This is a genomic window from Streptococcus sp. CF8_St5-11 (genome assembly GCF_024295625.1).
In the GTDB taxonomy this organism is placed as follows: Bacteria; Bacillota; Bacilli; order Lactobacillales; family Streptococcaceae; genus Streptococcus.
On record NZ_JANCOJ010000001.1, the window covers coordinates 40,194 to 58,199 of the forward strand.

Here is an 18,006-nt window from a genome sequence, read left to right on the forward strand (position 1 = left end):
CTCTTCTCCCTCATTATAAAATAGGGAAAGTGGGTTCCCCCACCTTCCGTTTTGTGATATTGTTAGAATCCAAAGTTAGAGAAATTTGGAGCACTTGGAATAAATCCTACGGCTACTTGTTCTAAAATACGAGCATTCACATAAATGACAAAGATGGCAATGAGAAGCAAGACAACAGATGATGCTACTAGAAGCAAGAATTTATCTGCTTTAAAGCTTGTCTTGTTCAATCCTTGATGAACGACATAGCATGTTCCAACAAAGAACAAGAAGAAAATAAGGAAGTTTACAAAGCCATAAAATTCATAAACTTTTACAAGACCTACTAAGAAAGCAAGAAGGGCAAGTGGCAAAGTGTAAACAGACAAACGTCCAAACTCTTCAAATGAACGACCGTAACTATATTCCTTGTCTTGAAGAACCACACGACGAACAAAGAATCCAGCTACTTGGAAGGCGTAAAGGCTAAAGAATAGGGAAATCAATGTCAACATAAAGGCACGGAAATCCATTCCATAACCACCTGTAGCTCCACTAGCTGTGAAGAAAGTTGATAGTGTCAAGACAAAGGCAGTCAAGACATACTGTAAAATTCCGTTAAGAGCTTTTGGATTTTCTACAGCTGTTGGACGTTTCAAAGCTGAAAGGAACCAATTCCAGTAACCACCAACGGCTACACCAAATTGACTTGGTTGGGCAGGATAAGGTTGTCCTGGTTGACCTTGGTAAGGAGCTTGTTGATAAGCTGCTTGAGTAGGTTGTTGGTAGGCTTGCTGTGGAGCTTGAGGGGCAGGCTCTTGAACTGGAGCTGCGACTGGTTCTTCAGTAGGGGCAGTTGGCGCTGCGACAAAGTCTGGAGCTTGAGGAGCTGCTGGCGCTGCAACAAACTCTGGAGCTTGTGGAGCAGCAACTGGTTCTTCCACAGGTGCAGTTGGTGCTGCGACAAATTCTGGGGCTTGTGGGGTTTCTGGAACCACTACTTCTTCTTGAAATTCTCCTGCAGCCAGTGCTTGAGCAATTTCTTCTGCACTAGCAGAACGACCATTTACGGCTTCGAAATAATCCAGCCAATCTTGTTTTGACATAATGAATCTCCTTAACTATTGTTTATACTAGGGTATTATACAAAATTTCTGAACCATTTTCAATGAAAGACTGGAAAATCCCTGTAATATCTTTTGAAAAACATACAAATTCTACTCATTTTTAGAAATTAGTAAAGAAAACGACCTCTTTTCAGAGGTCATTTTTTAGGATTCAAATGCATCCATGCCACCTTGGACGTTGGTCACATCATAGCCTTGCTCTTCCAAAAATTGGCAAGCACGTGCTGATCGTCGCCCTGACTTGCAGATGACATAATAGGGATGATCCTTCTCTAATTCCTGGTAGCGATTTGCTAACTCAGATAAGGGAAGAAGACGAACCCCATCTAAGTGAAGGGCATCATATTCCTCCTGCTCGCGTACATCAAGAACGTGTATATCTCCTTGTTGATAAGCTTGGTAAAAGCTTGAAAATGGAATTTCTTTCATGATTTCTCCTTTGTTATGGAAGGGTTAGAATTTCATAATGAAAGCCAATAGCCTCTAAAAATCGGAACAAGTCTTGGGTTTTAATAAAGATCGTTTTTTCGTTGGTATTGGGATGAAAGGTCATGATCTCCTCTGACACAATGTCTTTATCGAAATAGACTCGAATATCTTTTTCTTCATTGTTCAATAAACCAAATGGAGAAACCGTTCCTGGCGGTAATTGCATTTTTTCAGCTAAAGAATCTGCTGAAGCCATGCGGATCCGGTTGGCTTCCACTTGCTCTTTGAAATCATCCATATCCAATGGCTTCTGGTCATCCATGATGAGCAAATAGTATTGGGTTTTCTTCTTGTTGGTCAAAAACATGGTCTTGGTCCGGACACCTTCTAAGCCTTCAATATAAGAATCCGCTTGCTCCGTCGTGAATGCAGGTGGGTGTTCCACCACATCAAATGAAATTCCCAACTCATCTAATTTTTCTTTAACTTGTTGATAAGGATCCATCTTCGCTCTCCTTTATTTTTGAATGATCTCTTGGACTAAGGTTTGCAATTCTGGGACCACTTCTGCCTCAAACCAAGGATTTTTAGCCATCCAGATTTGATTGCGAGGGGAAGGGTGAACAAGTGGAAAATAGGTTGGCAAATAGTCTTTAAAATGGTGAACGCGTTCGGTTACTTTGCCACTAACCTTTTCATGAAGGTAGTATGCTTGGGCATATTGTCCAATTAAGAGGGTCAATTCAATATCCGGACACTCCTTGAGGAGTTGAGGGTGCCACTTTTCCGCAAAGCCTTTGCGAGGTGGAAGGTCACCAGATTTTCCATGCCCTGGGAAATAAAAGTCCATAGGAATGACCGCAAACAAACCAGAATTATAAAAGGTGTCTTCGTCAACTCCTAACCATTCGCGCAGGCGGTCACCACTCTTATCCTTCCAGTAAATACCAGCTTCTTCCGTCTTCATCCCTGGAGCTTGTCCGATGATATTGATGCGAGCTGTCTTTGGAGCTGCAAAGAGTGGCTCGATTCCTTTATCCGTATATTCTTTATTTTGAGGATCTGCCATAATGGCTTGTTTAATGCTTTCAATCGTTGACATAAGTCCTCCTTCTATGGAAAAACTCAGCCAGAAAAACTGGCCGAGTAGTGGATTATTTGATTAGTTCATAGATGGCTTCTGCGTAAATAGCTGCTGCACGATAGAGGTCTTCAACATCTGCGAACTCATTAGCTTGGTGCATAGTATTGACATAGTCTGGGAACATAGCTCCAAAGGCAACCCCACGTTTCAAGAGGCGACCAAAGGTACCACCACCGATCACTTGTTCATGTCCTTTGAGGCCAGTTTGTTTTTCGTAAACACGCAAGAGGGTGGATACCAATTCATCATCCATCGGAACATAGTGAGGTGTGTGACCGTGGGCTGACAAGCTTACTGTAGCCACTCCTTCGATCTTTTCAAGGGTGGATTTGATGGTTTCAGGATCTGTACCTTGAGGGTAACGGATATTGAGGGCAATAGTGTTGTCTGCTTGGCTTTCATCAAAATGGAAGACACCTGCATTCATGCTCAATGGTCCCATTTTCGCATCTGTATGGGCAATTCCTAATTTTTCACCGGCAAAATCTTCGTGAAGAAGTGAAGCTGTCACATGAAGGTAAGCCTTAGCAGCACAACCAAAATCAAATTGGTTCAACAAGAGAGCCAAGTAGGTCGCACCATTAATTCCATCTTCAGGGGTTGATCCGTGAGCAGATTTCCCAACAATCGTAACGGTATAGGTTTCTTCATCAACAGTTGAGATTTCATACTTGAGCTGGTGTTCCTTAGCAAAGGCATCTAAGAGGCCAGCAAGATCTGGTAGTTGTCCAGAAACGACTGCAGTCGCTGACTCTGGTACCATGTTTTCACGAAGGCCACCTGTAAAGCTATGAAGATGGGCACTTCCTGTGTTGTCATTTCCAAAATGAAGGTACTCAGTGATGTTTCCTTTTTCCCCATTGATGATTGGGAATTCCGCATCTGGTGAGAAGCCAAAATCTGGCTCAGGAAGTCCGACATGTTTGAAATAGTAATCCATGTCGCCCCATCCTGATTCTTCATCCGTACCGACAACAAAGCGCACGCGCTTAGAAACAGGGAGTCCTAGGTCTTTAATGATCTTCAAACCATAGTAGCAGGCCATTGTAGGCCCTTTATCATCAGACGAACCACGCGCATAGAGCTTGCCATCGATAATTTCTGGTTTGTATGGATCCGTCTTCCAGCCACTACCTGCAGGCACGACATCCATATGGGCAAAGATCCCAAGTTCTTCTTCTCCTTCACCAAAGGTAAAGTGACCGGCATAATTGTCGACATTCTTGGTTTCATAGCCATCACGTTTAGCAATTTCCAAGAATTTTTCAAGAGCTTTTACAGGACCAGGTCCAAAAGGATGCTCTGCATCTGCCTTGCTGTCATCGCGTTCAGAATTGATTTCCAAGAGGCTGTATAGGTCAGCCATCATCTCATCGCGACGTTTTTCTACTTCTGCTTTAAAGTCAACTGTTGTCATGAATTCCTCCTCGATCTTCTATTTGCTAATTGGCTTAGCGTTTGTCAATGATTTCGTCCACTGGTAAGCGATAGCTTGGCTCTACTTTTTCAGCCGCATAGCCAACCGTAATCAAGACTTCCGGACGGAAACGCTCTTCGATGTCCAATACTTCATTGATTTTCGATTTATCAAATCCCAAAATAATATTGGTTCCAATGCCTTGGTCTGTCAAAGCAAGTACCAAGTTCATAGCCACAAGACCGGCATTCAAAGCCAAGTAATCACTTGTTTGTTGGGCATCATAGCGCGCAAATTCAGCAGGAAGATTTTGCATAAAGTATTGCAACTGCTCGTCTGTGAAGTTTTTCACCCCACCGACACGCGCAATCTTGCGAGCCCGTTTTTGCAAATCAGTATCTGTAAAGAGGGCGATGGTCACAGGGGCTTCCATGACTTGATCATAGTTTGCACCATAGGCTAATTTTGCCAATTCCGCATTTTTTTGACGAACGACCACAAATTTCCAAGGCTGGCTATTGTGGGCACTAGGGGCCAAGGTTGCGATCTCAATGGCAGTCCGTACATCCTTTGGATCGACCGGTTGGTCAGTGAAATGCTTGATCGCATGGCGTTTTTTATTGAGCTCTAGAAATTTCATAAGCTTCTTCCTTTTCTATTTCTGTTACCTCTATTTTAACACAAAATGAAAGAGCTTGCAGGGTTTTACAGCCTAAGATTGTGAAAAAAGAAGCGGACATTTTGAAGATCCGCTTCTTTTTTATAGGTTGAATACACAAGAGATCTACCTATGATTCATTGGAAAGATTGAAATAGGCTGCTACTGCTTTGGTATATCCGTATTTCTCAATTAAGCTAGTTAGGAGCTCGATGTTATGACCCCGATAGTTATCCTCGCGTCTCAATTCTTCGTACATCTCAATAAAGGGGAGGCCCTTGTCCTTGGCATCTTGGAGCTCTGCTTCATAGTCATAGGCCACCTTACGAAATTGCAGGTTGGTCACCCCATCTTCTTCGACATCGATTAGCGCATACTGAGCTCTGTGGTTTTGAATTGGTTCCCAGTCAAAATAAGGCATGCCAATAGTCCCCGGATTGAGGATCTGCTGACCCTGGCTGCCATAGCGAAGCAACTGCTTGTGGACATGACCGTAGATCGCCAGATCCGTCTGGTCATCCAGCAATTGGTCAAAGTTCTCCGTCGCATTTGCTGGACGCAAGTCTCCACCATAATTCTTTTCTGGCAAATTGTGGGTCAGTGAAAAGCGAATGCCATTGACCTCCTTCTTCTCTACCAATGGAAGGGATCGAAGCCAATCAATTCGCTTAGGATCCAGTCCTTCCATAAGGTACTGAGTGAGGCGAAGGAGTTGGATCTCCTGCGGATCCTCAAGTCCGTACTCGCCATCCAAGGCTTCTAAGAGACAATCGTCCCAATTTCCCCGAACAGCCGCTGTGATCGGAATCGCATCCAGCAACTCAAAAAGGTCATCTCTTCCAGGCCCTGGAAGCAAAATGTCACCTAAAAGCCAGTATTCCGTCGCGCCTAGAGCACGCGCATCCGCAATTACTGCCTCCAGGGCTGTCGTATCTCCGTGGATATCAGATAAAATAGCGATTCGATGGTTCATATCTACTCCTTTATGGATTGAAAAATCTGTGTGCCTTAAGTATAACAAAAACGAGCAAAAATAAAAAATGTGATCACACTTGGATATCACATTTTAAACGACCAGTCATCATTTGATTTCAAAACCATAAAAATATTTTCTTCCTTCGACCCAGTCTCGCTTTGAAACATCTTCAATGTAATCAATCATATTATCGATATCTTTTCTTGAAATTGTTTCGTTAACTTTTACTGGAACCCTTTTACCAGTAAATGTAGAAAGGAGAGCAGATTGAAGGTATTTATGAAACTTACCTTCAACTTGGATACCAGTATACAATGAAGTCATGATTTCCTTAGCAAACATTCCCGGAAAGACAGGAGAGCCCTTATAGTAATAGGTATCTGGTTCTTTCTGTTCGCTTACTAACGACCATAATTCTTCAACCTCTTCTTCGGTTGCTTCCTCCGTCGATAATTTCTGATCATAAAAATAATCATCCAATGCATCTTGGATCGCATATTCAATGTCTGAATCGCTATCTTCCCACTCGTCCCAAAGTGCAAGCAAATAAGGAACTACTTCATAGGACATCGTGTCCACAGCACCAGTGACAAATGTAAAAATAGCAAATTCTGACACATCGGATAAACATCTAAGATTGGAAACATCCCTTAAATCTTCATTGGTGCATACCGAGCAAAACAATCGAATACACAAATTTAAGACAGATTCATCTTTCGTTTGATTCATCAGTTCAATCAACAATGGTTTAACTGAAAAATCCCCCTTTTTTAATATCTCTGCAATCAGTAAAATACATTCTTTTTCATCAGAAATAGACTCTAGATTAGTTTTCAACTCTTTAAGAGACAAAGGACTAACCCCACCAAAATCTACTCCTGTCAGTAGTAAGTTATTTTCCATCAAACCTAAAATCCATTCGTTCCTATTGTATTTTAAGACGTGTGATCACATCTCGCCCCGCCTAAATCAGCATACAATAAAACTAGTATAACAAAAACGAGTACAAAACGTGAAAACCATCCACATGAATATGAATGGTTTAGACTATATTATAATAAGGTTCTAGAATGAACTAGATATTCCCTTCATCATCGGCTTCTTCATCCTCTACAACCTCTACATTCAAGTAACCATTATCTAGGTATTCTTCATGAGTGATTTCACCGCTATGATACATAAATTGCTTATTTAATTTTATGGACATTTGCTTAAACTCTGAAAAGCTATCTGCTAATCCGTCTAGAGCCAAAAAGACATCTACAAAACCAGTTGTATAATCTTGATCTTTTGATGAAGAAATCTTATCTTTCTTTTTGTCTAACAAGGTAATTCCATTTTTTAATTGCTCCAAGTAGTCTTCTATTTCATTCTCACAAGTTTTTAAATCAATAAGATATTCAGAATTATCTATATGCTGTTTAATATTTAATTGTTCAAAAAAATCGATATATTGTCTTATTAGTTTGCTTACTTCAATCATTTATTTAGTCTCCGCCCTGCTCCTAATTTGGTCTTCATTTTGTTTATTGTACCGTCAATATTTATTACTTTTTTAAATTCTCCATTCGACTTAAATACTTCCAAATGGTCTTTATGCATACCATCTAAATATATCTGATCACCTTTTTTAAGCCCAGGAATTCTCTTATCTACCACTTCATATATGGTTTGTCCATCATACTGTCTCTTGGTCTTTCTCACCGAACTTTTTAACTGTTCACCAAAATCCGTCTCAAAAAATTCTTGCATATTATTAACTGGAGTAGGGATCGTTCTTCCCCCACCTCTTCCTTCAAATGCCGCAATCTTCTGTTTGTGATCGACTGAAATTTGTTGGATGCGATCGGCGAAATCATCGATCTTCGTTGAGACGTTAGACTTTGGAAGATTAACATTTCCATCCCCTGCAAGAGCAAGGGCAGGTTGACGTTGATTTCCAATGGAATCTATCATGTTTTGAACATTTTGTCGACCTGTTTCCATCGCATTATTGAAGTTCCGAACTTTAGTGGAAAGCGCCTCTGCTCCTGCCGCAACGGTTTTGTTCTTCACATTTGAAACACGGTTCTTGAAGTGTTCAAAAGCTTCTCCAGCTTGAACCTTGACATCGCCCACCTTGGTCTTAACATCTGTCCAAGTTGTTTTGACGCTATCTTTAATATTAGCCTTAAAGCTAGTTGCTTCCCCACTGTGGATGTTGACATTGGCTGCTTGACTTGCTCGGTAGGATTTGTATTTATTTCCGAGGTGGCCAGTAGCTGACTGGTAATAAAGTGTTAGAAGTTTAAATCCAGTATAACAAAAACTTACAAAAATAAAAAATGCGATAACACTCTAGTTATCACATTTTTGCGTAGAAGTAGCCTGATAGTCAATTGAAATTTTTAAATTATTGATCTTTAGCAATCTTTAAAAATGCTTGCTTAAAATCCTCATACATTTCAAAAGCAATTTTCATAACATCCCGAAAATCAATATAATCAGAAATAACTGGATCTAGAATAATATACTCTCTAGAAATTAGCCATTTAGCATAAGATGCAAAGGGACTACCCATGATGGCTTTATCTCCTTCATATATGAGCCAAATCAATTCCAATCTACCATGTTCAAAAGCAAAATGAAAACCAAAACGAAAATTCTCAACTTGCTGCAAGTTAATATGGAAAAATCGTTCTCGCTTATCATACTGAACATCATAGCCCAATGATTCTACGATTTCCAATAAATAATCAAGCTCTTGACCCTCTGGTGTCCTATCTTTACTGTAAGTCTTTTACCGGCTCTGCCACTTCCATTAAGGGACTTGCTTCTTCCTGCTTTCCTTGATAGAGCTTGGCTTGCACCGCTTCAGCCACTGCTCGTGGGATGCCAACTGTGACGATCTCATCCACAGTAGCTTCTTTGATCTTGGTCAGTGACTTGAAGTGCTTCATCAGCAACTGCTTGCGTTTTGGTCCCAATCCTTCGATGCCGTCCAGCTGGGAGGAGAAGGAATTTTTGGACCGTAGCTGGCGGTGGAAGGTGATGGCGAAACGGTGGACTTCATCCTGAATCCGTTGCAGAAGGAAAAATTCCTGCGAGGTTCGAGAGAGTTCGATGACTTGGAGAGGATCGCCGAAGAGCAATTCATGGGTCTGGTGCTTGTCATTCTTTTGCAGGCCTGCGATGGGAATGTCCAGCCCCAACTCCTCTTGGATCACTTGCTTAGCGATATTGACCTGGCCCTGACCCCCATCGATGACGATCAGATCTGGTGGCGTCAGGCCATCCCGCATGACACGGCTGTAGCGTCTGCGAATGACTTCCCGCATGCTGGCATAGTCATCTGGCCCGACGACGGTCTTAATCTTGTACTTGCGGTAGTCCTTTTTGCTTGGCTTCCCATTGACAAAGACCACCATGGCTGAGACCGGACTGGTCCCCATGATGTTGGAGTTGTCAAAGGACTCAATGCGCACAGGAGTTGGGATTTGCAGGAGTTTTCCAAGATTTTCAATAGCACCTTGGGTCTTTTCCATGGATTTTTCAAGGAGATTAAACTTCTGCTCCAGACTAACACGCGCATTCTTGATGGCCAGATTGACCAACTGCTTCTTCTCCCCACGCTGGGGCTTGAGGACCTTGGTATCTACAAGGGCCTTGACCGGTTCCTCATCGATATCCTGAGGGATCAGGATTTCATTGGGGATCAGGTGGGATTTCTCCTGGTAAAACTGTCCCACATAGGTCAAGAAATCCTCGTCTGGATCATTGTAGTATGGGAAAAGATTGACGTCGCGCTCAATCAGCTTGCCCTGACGGACAAAGAAGACCTGCACACACATCCAGCCCTTGTCCACGTAGTAGCCAAAGACATCCCGGTTCTGCAAATCCTTGGCCATGACCCGCTGTTTGGTCCGCAGGGTCCCGATGGCCTGGATTAGATCCCGGTACTCGGCTGCCCGCTCAAATTCCATGTTTTGCGCAGCGGTAGTCATCTTGAGCTTGAGCTCATCGATAATCTTGTCATCCTGCCCCTTGAGGAAATCAGAAACCTCCTGGGCCATGCCCTTGAAATAGGCCTCGTCCTTGTGGCAGACCGTGTGAGCCATACATTGCCCTAAATGGTAGTAAAAGCAGACCTTGGAAGGCGGATTGGTACACTTGCGGAATGGGAAAATTCGATCCAAAAGCCGTTTGATCTCATTGGCCGCTCCCACATCTGGATAGGGACCGAAATAGAGACCGCCGTCCTTTTTGACCTGGCGCGTGATGATGAGGCGCGGATAGCGCTCATTGGTAATCTTGATGAAGGGATAGGACTTGTCGTCCTTGAGCATGATATTGTACTTGGGCTTGTTTTCCTTGATGAGGTTGATCTCAAGAAGCAAGGCCTCAATATTGGACTCAGTGACGATAAACTCAAAATCTACAATCTCAGATACCAGCGCTTCTGTCTTGGTATCATGGCTCCCTCTGAAATAGGACCGCACCCGATTGCGAAGATTCTTGGCCTTCCCCACATAGATGATGGTACCGTTCTTGTCTTTGTGAATGTAACAGCCCGGACTCGTCGGCAAGAGCTCGAGCTTGGATTTAATCAAGTTATTCATACTCTCTATTATAGCAAAAAAGAGAGGGGGTAGCCTCTCTCTAGTATGTTTGTATTATTGTTATCCACCTTCACCAAGTAAAAAATAATTATTAAAAGGTATATCAGATAGTCATCCTCAATCCTTTATCTTCACTTGCCCTTTTTCATATCCCGAATACCAACTACTATTCGGACTGACATATTCAGGTAATTCCTTTTGTGGTTGATCTCCTGAAAGGGTTAAAAGCCCATCATGTATCAAACAAGTGTACTTCTCTGAATCTCTAACAAATTCATTATTTTCAGTATCATATGAGTAAGTATGCTCTGAACTACCTTCCTTTATGGTTATCTGCTCTCCTTCTATTTTTATCCACGATGTTTTATCTAGGGAGGCCGTTTTAGTTGATTCATTTTTTACCGTCAGATAGTATATTCCATCTTTTGATTTCATCTCATCAAGGGTAGTCGTGATAATCCCTAAAATCATCAGTGCAGGAATAATCAACAGAAACCATTTCCATTTTTTAGATTTATTTTTCATTAGTAACCATTACTCCATTTAATTTTAAATTTCGTTTTTTTAAAGTTCAAATTTTGCATTTCTACTTTTTCTATTATAGCAAAAAAGAGAGATCTAAAACGATCCCCCTTTACTAGCAATCGATAATCTTTATCCTTTGAGATTAGCCATCTGGAAGATCGGAATCACATAAGGAACAATAGACATCAGGATAGTGAATAGCACGAAGAACCAGAACCAGAAGGACGCGAGGGCACGCTGGAAAACTCCCGGTTGAGGTTTATTGGCTTGAATATAAGCCTTGATAGTTGGCCATTTAGTCGCAAGAACCACTATCATCACAATGGAACCAATAGCTAAAACACCGATTTGGAGCCAATTCGCTAGTCCCTCATCCACATGATAGGCTACATAATGCAGGCCTTGGGAAATGACAAAGTTATTGAAAATGTGATAGAAAATAGCCCACCAGATATTGTATTCAAAGGCAATGTAGCCGAAACCTAGGCCAATGATACTCGCGAAAAAGAGCTGATCAAAATTGGCATGGAAGAGACCAAACAAGATAGCCGTCATGACAATGGCAAAGACCTTGCCATACCGTTCCAAGCCACGCAAGCCTGCTCCACGGAAGAAGAATTCCTCTGTGATTGGACCAAAAAAGCCAGCATACAAGAGCATGGTCCATGATCGCTCAATCGTATCACCTAGATCGGGTGTTGGAGAATGAAGGCCAATGGTCTCAAACATGCGCTCAATCACTTGTGTCATCACAGATGAAAAGACTTGAGAAAAGCCAAGAAAGGCGAGAAGAATAAAGAAGACTGAAAGAGTCATCTTACGTCCCTTGTGCTTAAGATCATATTTATAAAGGGCCTTCTTGCGATAAGCATTAAAGAGAAAGAGTCCAATGGAAATAGAGATAAGGTAGGGAATACCTGCCCAAACATTCAGGGCATTGAGTTTCTCCGTTACTTGACTTGGATCTTTTCTGAGAGAGCCTGCTATGGTCAATCCAAGGAGGACTTCCCACAGGACGGTTACCAAGGTCATTACCAAGAGATAAATGGCAAGGGTCCCAGAATACCTTCCTATATCTTTTTTAGGGTCTAATAATCGGTTGTATTGGTTCATTTCTTCCTCCTAGAAAATAGATAAAAACTTGCACACATTCCTTCGTATAAGACAAAGAAAATCAAAAAGGCATGCATAAAGTAGTCTTCTGGTAATGCAAGAATAATCGAATCCACGCGCGGATCAAAGAGCCAAGTATTGTCCCCAGCAAATAAGACCTGATGAAAGAGCGTAAAGAATTGATCAAAGCCAATCATAACAGCTATCACTGCAATCACCACTGGTAAAACCATCATCCAAAAGAAGAGACTACGGTACAAGGTAAGGTAGCCTTTTTTGACAACTGTCCGCATAAACTGGATAAAACCAGGGAGTGTGACCACGAAAACGACCGTCACTAAGTGAAATAGGTACTTGACGGCCTCAAAATGATGCAGTCCATTTTTTGAAGAGGGGAATTGAGGCATCTTCAACACCCATTGAAAAGGATTGGTCAAGTAGTTCATCAAGACATTAAAATTCTTCATGATGACAGAAGCCGAAAAACCAGTCCGGCTTTGAATCCCCAACCAATGAATCTCCATGGGATAGAGGGCCCAAGCGAGAGCAATGGTGAGAAGGATTGCAGCTGACAAGATAAAGAAAAATAGGTTAATTGATTTCAAACTTTTAAGCATCAAAATCCCACTCCGCTAGACTGGCAACAACATGTGTCGGTGAGATTGGTAAGGTTGGCACTTCTTCTGGTTTGGTAAAACCTGTCGTCACCAAAAGGGTCGGAATCCCATTGTCAATACCAGCACGAATATCTGTTAGATAATTATCCCCTACCATAACGACTTCTTCTCTTTCAAGACCCAAGTGTTCAATAGCCTTATCCATGATGATGGCCTTTGGTTTTCCAATGATCACAGGCTCTACCCGTGTTGCTGCTTCGACAAGGGCAATCAGGGATCCTGCCCCTGGCATCAAGCCACGCTCTGTTGGAATGTTCAGGTCCGGATTGGTCCCAATAAAGTGAGCTCCTTTTTGAATCGCCAAGGTCGCAAGAGCAAACTTCTCATAATCCACTTGCCAATCGAGGCCAATCACCACATAATCAGGTGCTTCTTCATCGATGATATAGCCAGCTTCTTCAATAGCATCTTTGAGCCCCGCTTCTCCGATCACATAGACCTTTTTGCCCAGATTTTGGTCATTCATGTAGTCAATGGTCGCAAGGGTAGCTGTATAGATAGTCGAAACTGGGGTTTTTATATTGAAATGAGTGGCCAGCATATCCCGAACAGTCTCTGGTGTGCGGGTTGTATTGTTGGTCACAAAGAGATAGGGAATCTCACGCGCCTGCAGTTCATGAACAAAAGCTTCTCCTGCAGGAATTCGTGATTTTCCTTTGTAAATAGTGCCATCCAAATCAATCAAATAGCCCTTATAGTGCATTTATTCTTCCCTTTCTGTGTCAGCTTCTTCATGAAACTTCTCTGCATCGACTCGTCCACCAGAACCATATAAGAGCAATGCTCCAGCATAGAGGACAAATTGTAACACCAAACCTGTAAAATTAATCCCTTGACTTCCCGATTGGGTGAACAAGAAGGATGCTACCATGAGGATCACAATGGTCAATAACAAGCCTATCACGGTTGCCTGATCCACACTGATTTGATAAACCGTGCGTTTAGTGCTCCGATTTTTCCCGTCAGACTTAGTTTCTGGTTGCAAATTCTCCACAAAATCAGTCACCAAGGTCGCAGCGAGGCTGACTGTTGTGCTAAAGAGCACGCCTTGGGACAAGCGGTGATAGAAATTGGACCAGAAGGATCCTGATTGGCTAGTAATCCCAATCGAGAAGATCATGACCGGTAAAAGAAAGGCCAAGGTGAAATGGATCCAGACCCGATACCAGCGTATATCTTCTCTTAAAAAGCGATTAAAACTCTCTAAATTCAAGCGATAGCGGAAAAATTTATAAATTTCCTCTACCAGGATGATGCCCAAAGCACAAAGAGTCAAGAGCCAATCTCCCAACATGTACAAAGGGTTCTTTTGACGCTTGGCATAGGCCACAACCCGTTTTTGATAGCTTTCAAGTTCCTGTTTTTTATTTTTTAATCTTCTACTTTCCATAATTCCAACCCTTTTCTTCTACTTCTTCCCACTCAATTTCAGCTTGGGCATTGATCTGACTATCTGAAGTAATTTGGTGCTGAGTTTTCAAGCCCTCTTGTTCATATTGAGAGGTGATGAGACCTCCTGCTAGCACTTCTTTGACATATTTTAGATGAACTTTTTTAGGGATATGATGGGTCAAGAAGTCTGCTCCCATCACCTCAAAAACCCAGTCCAAGTACTTGCTATTGTTGACATGTCCGTTCATATCCAAGTCGTAAAACCGAACCCGGTATTCTTGTTCGACGCCGCCCTCTAATTCTTTGAAACGGGGACCACGGATCATGGTTTTTGAAAATTCAGAGTCAAAGGCATCCGTGATTTCGCTCATAACTGGATGGACCTTGCGCGTATCCCGATCCATCAAGACAAAAGTCGCGACCATCTCAATGATAGTATTTCCTGCTTCATCCTTGATATTAAAGGCCCGGTAGCAGAAAAGTCGATTGTGACTCTTGGCATAGGTTTCGATAGTGATTTTCTCATCAAAAACAGGGAGACGCTCGATCTTCATATTGTAATCCGTGATAATCCAGACTAGATTGTAGTTCTCTAAAATGTACATATCACTCATACCCAGCTCAATCGATTGCATGCCCGATACCTGTAAAGACAGCAAGATCAATTGGGGAATCTTAATATAACCATTGACATCGCTCATATCAAACGGAATTTTCATGCTGTATTCAAATGTTTTTGCCATTTTCTACTCCAAAATAAACTTCTCTGCTACAGTGTCTCCTAAAAAGAGACCTTTCTTGGTCATTCGTACAATGTCCTTGTCAGGTACCAAAAGGCCCTGCTGGATCAATTCTTCAACCACTGATCCATATTGTTGGTCAAAATTCACACCAAACTTTTCTTCAAAACGCTTCTTGGAAACGCCTGTTTTCTTACGTAGTCCAAGAAACATCTCTTCTTCCATCATTTCTGTCTGAGTCAGATGCTCTTCTTGGACACGCGCATTTCCCTCTTCGACAGCCTGCATATAGTGACGAATGGGGCCATGATTCTTGTAGCGAACACCGTTAACATAGCCGGATGCACCAGCTCCCAGACCATAATACTCGGCATTGTCCCAATACATGAGATTGTGCCGACTTTCAAAACCAGGCTTGGAGAAATTAGAAATTTCGTAATGCTCAAAGCCTGCTCGCTCCAACTCCTGAATAATGTATTCAAACATCTCTGCTTCCAACTCCTCTTTAGGTAGAGGAAGCTTGCCCCGTCTCATGCGGTTCATAAAAACTGTGTGATTCTCCAGAATCAAGCTATAAAGACTCATGTGGGGAATGTCAAGGGCAAGAGCCTTAGCGACATTCTCTTTGACCTGGTCCATGGTCTGCGTCGGAAGCGCATAAATGAGGTCGATCGAAATATTGTCAAAACCAGCCAGCTTCAGACGGTCGATATTGTCATAAATGTCCTGCTCTTGGTGGCTCCGACCAATCTTCTTGAGCAAGCGATTATCAAAGGTCTGCACGCCCAATGAAACCCGATTAACCGGCGAATCCTTCAAGACCGCAATCTTATCCGGATCCAAATCACCAGGATTAGCCTCGATGGTCAGCTCTTCCATCTGAGACAGATCAAGCGACTTGGTCAGCTCCTTGAGCAGATAGGCTAGCTGATCCGCAGTTAGTGCTGTCGGTGTCCCACCCCCAATATAGAGAGTCCGTAAGTGTGTGATTTCTTCCCGACGAAATTCTTGGATCAAATGATCCAAATATGCATCGACCGGTTGGTTCTTAATAAAGACCTTCGAAAAATCACAATAAAAACAAATCTGGGTACAAAATGGGATGTGGACATAAGCGGACGTTGGTTTTGTATGCATACCTTTAATTATACCATAAAATCCCCCCCGAGTCCGAAAAGAAAAGGGAATAAGAAGCAAGGAATCCCTTGACAATAACGAATAAAAGGAATAGAATAAATCTAATCATATTCGGAGGTAAGGAGATATGAACAACTAAGTTTCGTTAAATAAAATACTTTATTTAGTGGACTGCTTGTTCTATCTCTTTTTGTGTACCCTTTCGCCTCTTCTCCAACCATTTGTTGGCTAAATAAGGTCTTTTTCTGCTTGGGTTCCACATGAATACAGCTCTACTAAATAGGTAGAGCTGTTTTTTGTCCCAGTAGAAAGGAATCTTATGCTAAAACTATCCTACCTCACTATCCGACATACAAAAGATTTACGAGATCTGGTTCGAGATCTGTCCCTGACCATTCATGAAGGAGAAAAAGTTGCTATTATTGGCGAAGAAGGGAATGGAAAATCTTCCTTACTTCAGGTCCTTATGTCCTCAAAATCTCTACCAGATTATCTGACCATAGAAGGAGAAATCACCACTTCCTTTCACTCCTATGCCTATATTCCCCAGACTTTACCGGAAGCTTTGAAGGGAAAAACCTTGGAAGAATATTTTTTTGGAGAGGACGAGCTAGACTATGCCACCCTCTACAGACTGGCAGATCAATTGCATTTTAATAGCGAGCGCTTTGCAAGCGATCAAACCATCGGAAGTCTATCTGGTGGAGAAGCCCTCAAAGTCCAACTGCTTCACGAACTTTGTTGTCCTCATGAATTGCTATTTTTAGATGAACCTTCAAACGATCTGGATTTGGAGACCTTGGACTGGCTCCAGCAGATGATCCAAACGAGTCCCCAAACCATTCTATTTATTTCTCATCATGAGGATTTTTTAACTCAGACGGCGGATACCATCATACACCTCAGACAGATCAAACACCGCAAAGAAGCTGAAACCATCGTAGAGCACCTAGGCTATCAAGACTACAGTAGCCAGAGGGAACAACAATTTAAGCAACAGTCTCAGCAAGCGGCCAACGATCAACGAGCCTACCGAAAAACAATGGAGAAGCATCATCGCGTCCGTCAGCAAGTCGAAACCTCCTTACGAAATACCAAAGATAGCACTGCTGGACGTCTCCTGGCAAAGAAAATGAAGTCCCTCCTCTCACAAGAAAAGCGCTACGAGCGAGAATTCCAATCCATGACTTCCCAACCCTATGATGAGGAAATCATCAATCTGCATTTCCCTTCCCTCACTCCCTTGTCTCCTCAAAAACGTGTCCTTCTCTTAGATCAGGAAGAGCTTGCAATTGGGGATCATGTCCTAGTCAAGAACCTCTCCCTCACACTTCAAGGGCAGGATAAAATAGGGATTATCGGTTCCAACGGTATTGGGAAATCCACTTTTCTAAAAATGATCTGGGAGATCTTACGGAAGAATGAAAGTATTCGCACTGCCTATATGCCTCAAGATTACACTGAACGTCTCCCTCTGACTCAGACACCCGTTCAATTTCTACAGCATTCAGGCGATCGCAAAGAAATCAACACCATTCAATTGTATTTAGCCTCCCTCAACTTTACTTATTCTGAAATGCACCATCCTATCTCTGAACTTTCTGGTGGCCAGCAAGGCAAACTCTTTCTCCTTCAATTAGTGCTTACAAGTCCCCAGTTTCTGCTCTTGGACGAGCCTACTCGCAATTTTTCCCCCACTTCCCAACCAGAAATTCGTCGCCTATTCGCAGACTACCCAGGCGGGCTGGTTACAGTATCCCACGATCGGACCTTCCTCAAAGAAGTCTGCCAAAAAATCTATCGTCTGACTGAAAATGGCTTCGTAGAGATAGAGTCGCTCTAACGTAAAAAAAGATCGGCCAAGAAACCAATCTTAGAGAACGTTGATAAACTGTTCATTTATACAAATCTAACAAATCCAGAGTAATCCAATCCTCTACTGAAACATTCCGCCGTAAGAAAAGTGCCTGAAACTTAATGGTTTCAGGCACTCGGAATTATTGAGAGTAAAACAGTTTGGGAAACTGTTTTAGCCTGAGCCCAGAAATTAAAGAGCGAAGGGGCTCAATAATTAGTCATGGAACTTCGAAGAAG

20 protein-coding genes are annotated in these 18,006 nt (G+C 42.4%); 1 reads left to right on the forward strand and 19 read right to left on the reverse strand.

Annotated features, from left to right (window positions below; all coding sequences use genetic code 11):
* Positions 1–62: 62 nt before the first annotated feature.
* From NMM13_RS00200 to hemW, 19 genes are all read right to left on the reverse strand, one after another.
* Positions 63–1,085, reverse strand: coding sequence for a DUF6574 domain-containing protein (locus tag NMM13_RS00200; RefSeq protein ID WP_254726795.1), 1,023 nt, complete (start codon positions 1,083–1,085; stop codon positions 63–65).
* A 165-nt stretch (positions 1,086–1,250) separates the two neighbouring features.
* Positions 1,251–1,535, reverse strand: a complete 285-nt coding sequence (locus NMM13_RS00205; protein ID WP_254726797.1) for a rhodanese-like domain-containing protein — start codon at positions 1,533–1,535, stop codon at positions 1,251–1,253.
* 13 nt (positions 1,536–1,548) lie between these two features.
* On the reverse strand, positions 1,549–2,040 hold the full coding sequence (locus NMM13_RS00210) for a prolyl-tRNA synthetase associated domain-containing protein (protein ID WP_003001656.1): 492 nt from the start codon (positions 2,038–2,040) through the stop codon (positions 1,549–1,551).
* Positions 2,041–2,052: 12 nt separating this feature from the next.
* The gene (locus NMM13_RS00215; RefSeq protein ID WP_254726799.1) at positions 2,053–2,637 is read right to left on the reverse strand and encodes a uracil-DNA glycosylase family protein; all 585 of its coding nucleotides are present in this window, start codon (positions 2,635–2,637) and stop codon (positions 2,053–2,055) included.
* A gap of 52 nt (positions 2,638–2,689) precedes the next feature.
* Complete coding sequence (pepV, locus tag NMM13_RS00220) at positions 2,690–4,096, reverse strand: dipeptidase PepV (protein ID WP_254726800.1); 1,407 nt, start codon at positions 4,094–4,096, stop codon at positions 2,690–2,692.
* Positions 4,097–4,130: 34 nt separating this feature from the next.
* Positions 4,131–4,736 (reverse strand): nitroreductase family protein, encoded by a 606-nt coding sequence (locus tag NMM13_RS00225; protein WP_003001591.1) that lies wholly within the window; start codon positions 4,734–4,736, stop codon positions 4,131–4,133.
* 148 nt (positions 4,737–4,884) lie between these two features.
* Entirely contained in the window at positions 4,885–5,727 is an 843-nt protein-coding gene (locus NMM13_RS00230; protein ID WP_254726802.1) for a metallophosphoesterase, read from the reverse strand.
* A gap of 108 nt (positions 5,728–5,835) precedes the next feature.
* The gene (gene imm47 / locus NMM13_RS00235; protein WP_024054868.1) at positions 5,836–6,633 is read right to left on the reverse strand and encodes an Imm47 family immunity protein; all 798 of its coding nucleotides are present in this window, start codon (positions 6,631–6,633) and stop codon (positions 5,836–5,838) included.
* A gap of 172 nt (positions 6,634–6,805) precedes the next feature.
* The gene (locus NMM13_RS00240; protein ID WP_024054867.1) at positions 6,806–7,213 is read right to left on the reverse strand and encodes a hypothetical protein; all 408 of its coding nucleotides are present in this window, start codon (positions 7,211–7,213) and stop codon (positions 6,806–6,808) included.
* Positions 7,210–7,848 (reverse strand): hypothetical protein, encoded by a 639-nt coding sequence (locus NMM13_RS00245; RefSeq protein ID WP_254726804.1) that lies wholly within the window; start codon positions 7,846–7,848, stop codon positions 7,210–7,212. Before NMM13_RS00245 ends, NMM13_RS00240 begins: the two co-directional genes overlap by 4 nt.
* A 274-nt stretch (positions 7,849–8,122) precedes the next feature.
* Positions 8,123–8,458 (reverse strand): hypothetical protein, encoded by a 336-nt coding sequence (locus NMM13_RS00250; protein ID WP_254726805.1) that lies wholly within the window; start codon positions 8,456–8,458, stop codon positions 8,123–8,125.
* 37 nt (positions 8,459–8,495) lie between these two features.
* Positions 8,496–10,328, reverse strand: coding sequence for an excinuclease ABC subunit UvrC (gene uvrC, locus NMM13_RS00255; RefSeq protein ID WP_254726808.1), 1,833 nt, complete (start codon positions 10,326–10,328; stop codon positions 8,496–8,498).
* A 117-nt stretch (positions 10,329–10,445) separates the two neighbouring features.
* A complete protein-coding gene (locus tag NMM13_RS00260; protein WP_223141808.1) occupies positions 10,446–10,853 on the reverse strand; it encodes a hypothetical protein in 408 nt (135 codons plus the stop codon).
* Positions 10,854–10,982: 129 nt separating this feature from the next.
* The gene (locus tag NMM13_RS00265) at positions 10,983–11,966 is read right to left on the reverse strand and encodes a CPBP family intramembrane glutamic endopeptidase (RefSeq protein ID WP_223141807.1); all 984 of its coding nucleotides are present in this window, start codon (positions 11,964–11,966) and stop codon (positions 10,983–10,985) included.
* A complete protein-coding gene (locus tag NMM13_RS00270) occupies positions 11,963–12,583 on the reverse strand; it encodes a TIGR01906 family membrane protein (protein ID WP_223141806.1) in 621 nt (206 codons plus the stop codon). The genes NMM13_RS00265 and NMM13_RS00270 overlap by 4 nt, the downstream gene beginning before the upstream one ends.
* On the reverse strand, positions 12,576–13,346 hold the full coding sequence (locus tag NMM13_RS00275; RefSeq protein ID WP_254726810.1) for a TIGR01457 family HAD-type hydrolase: 771 nt from the start codon (positions 13,344–13,346) through the stop codon (positions 12,576–12,578). The genes NMM13_RS00270 and NMM13_RS00275 overlap by 8 nt, the downstream gene beginning before the upstream one ends.
* Positions 13,347–14,033 (reverse strand): hypothetical protein, encoded by a 687-nt coding sequence (locus NMM13_RS00280; RefSeq protein ID WP_021153378.1) that lies wholly within the window; start codon positions 14,031–14,033, stop codon positions 13,347–13,349.
* Positions 14,023–14,778, reverse strand: coding sequence for an acyl-ACP thioesterase domain-containing protein (locus NMM13_RS00285; protein ID WP_254726814.1), 756 nt, complete (start codon positions 14,776–14,778; stop codon positions 14,023–14,025). Before NMM13_RS00285 ends, NMM13_RS00280 begins: the two co-directional genes overlap by 11 nt.
* Positions 14,779–14,781: 3 nt before the next feature.
* Positions 14,782–15,912 carry a radical SAM family heme chaperone HemW gene (hemW, locus tag NMM13_RS00290; protein ID WP_254726816.1) on the reverse strand — a complete coding sequence of 377 codons (1,131 nt, stop codon included), beginning with the start codon at positions 15,910–15,912 and terminating at the stop codon, positions 14,782–14,784.
* A gap of 319 nt (positions 15,913–16,231) precedes the next feature.
* Here hemW and NMM13_RS00295 point away from each other — a divergent pair, with 319 nt between their 5' ends.
* On the forward strand, positions 16,232–17,755 hold the full coding sequence (locus NMM13_RS00295; protein WP_254726819.1) for an ATP-binding cassette domain-containing protein: 1,524 nt from the start codon (positions 16,232–16,234) through the stop codon (positions 17,753–17,755).
* The last annotated feature ends 251 nt before the right edge of the window (positions 17,756–18,006 follow it).

What these genes read in the sequence shown, in the direction of transcription:
- NMM13_RS00200 (WP_254726795.1), bottom strand. Translation starts at nt 1,085, where the DNA reads ATGTCAAAACAAGATTGGCTGGATTATTTCGAAGCCGTAAATGGTCGT.
- NMM13_RS00205 (WP_254726797.1), bottom strand. Translation starts at nt 1,535, where the DNA reads ATGAAAGAAATTCCATTTTCAAGCTTTTACCAAGCTTATCAACAAGGA.
- NMM13_RS00210 (WP_003001656.1), bottom strand. Translation starts at nt 2,040, where the DNA reads ATGGATCCTTATCAACAAGTTAAAGAAAAATTAGATGAGTTGGGAATT.
- NMM13_RS00215 (WP_254726799.1), bottom strand. Translation starts at nt 2,637, where the DNA reads ATGTCAACGATTGAAAGCATTAAACAAGCCATTATGGCAGATCCTCAA.
- pepV (WP_254726800.1), bottom strand. Translation starts at nt 4,096, where the DNA reads ATGACAACAGTTGACTTTAAAGCAGAAGTAGAAAAACGTCGCGATGAG.
- NMM13_RS00225 (WP_003001591.1), bottom strand. Translation starts at nt 4,736, where the DNA reads ATGAAATTTCTAGAGCTCAATAAAAAACGCCATGCGATCAAGCATTTC.
- NMM13_RS00230 (WP_254726802.1), bottom strand. Translation starts at nt 5,727, where the DNA reads ATGAACCATCGAATCGCTATTTTATCTGATATCCACGGAGATACGACA.
- imm47 (WP_024054868.1), bottom strand. Translation starts at nt 6,633, where the DNA reads ATGGAAAATAACTTACTACTGACAGGAGTAGATTTTGGTGGGGTTAGT.
- NMM13_RS00240 (WP_024054867.1), bottom strand. Translation starts at nt 7,213, where the DNA reads ATGATTGAAGTAAGCAAACTAATAAGACAATATATCGATTTTTTTGAA.
- uvrC (WP_254726808.1), bottom strand. Translation starts at nt 10,328, where the DNA reads ATGAATAACTTGATTAAATCCAAGCTCGAGCTCTTGCCGACGAGTCCG.
- NMM13_RS00260 (WP_223141808.1), bottom strand. Translation starts at nt 10,853, where the DNA reads ATGAAAAATAAATCTAAAAAATGGAAATGGTTTCTGTTGATTATTCCT.
- NMM13_RS00265 (WP_223141807.1), bottom strand. Translation starts at nt 11,966, where the DNA reads ATGAACCAATACAACCGATTATTAGACCCTAAAAAAGATATAGGAAGG.
- NMM13_RS00270 (WP_223141806.1), bottom strand. Translation starts at nt 12,583, where the DNA reads ATGCTTAAAAGTTTGAAATCAATTAACCTATTTTTCTTTATCTTGTCA.
- NMM13_RS00275 (WP_254726810.1), bottom strand. Translation starts at nt 13,346, where the DNA reads ATGCACTATAAGGGCTATTTGATTGATTTGGATGGCACTATTTACAAA.
- NMM13_RS00280 (WP_021153378.1), bottom strand. Translation starts at nt 14,033, where the DNA reads ATGGAAAGTAGAAGATTAAAAAATAAAAAACAGGAACTTGAAAGCTAT.
- NMM13_RS00285 (WP_254726814.1), bottom strand. Translation starts at nt 14,778, where the DNA reads ATGGCAAAAACATTTGAATACAGCATGAAAATTCCGTTTGATATGAGC.
- hemW (WP_254726816.1), bottom strand. Translation starts at nt 15,912, where the DNA reads ATGCATACAAAACCAACGTCCGCTTATGTCCACATCCCATTTTGTACC.
- NMM13_RS00295 (WP_254726819.1), top strand. Translation starts at nt 16,232, where the DNA reads ATGCTAAAACTATCCTACCTCACTATCCGACATACAAAAGATTTACGA.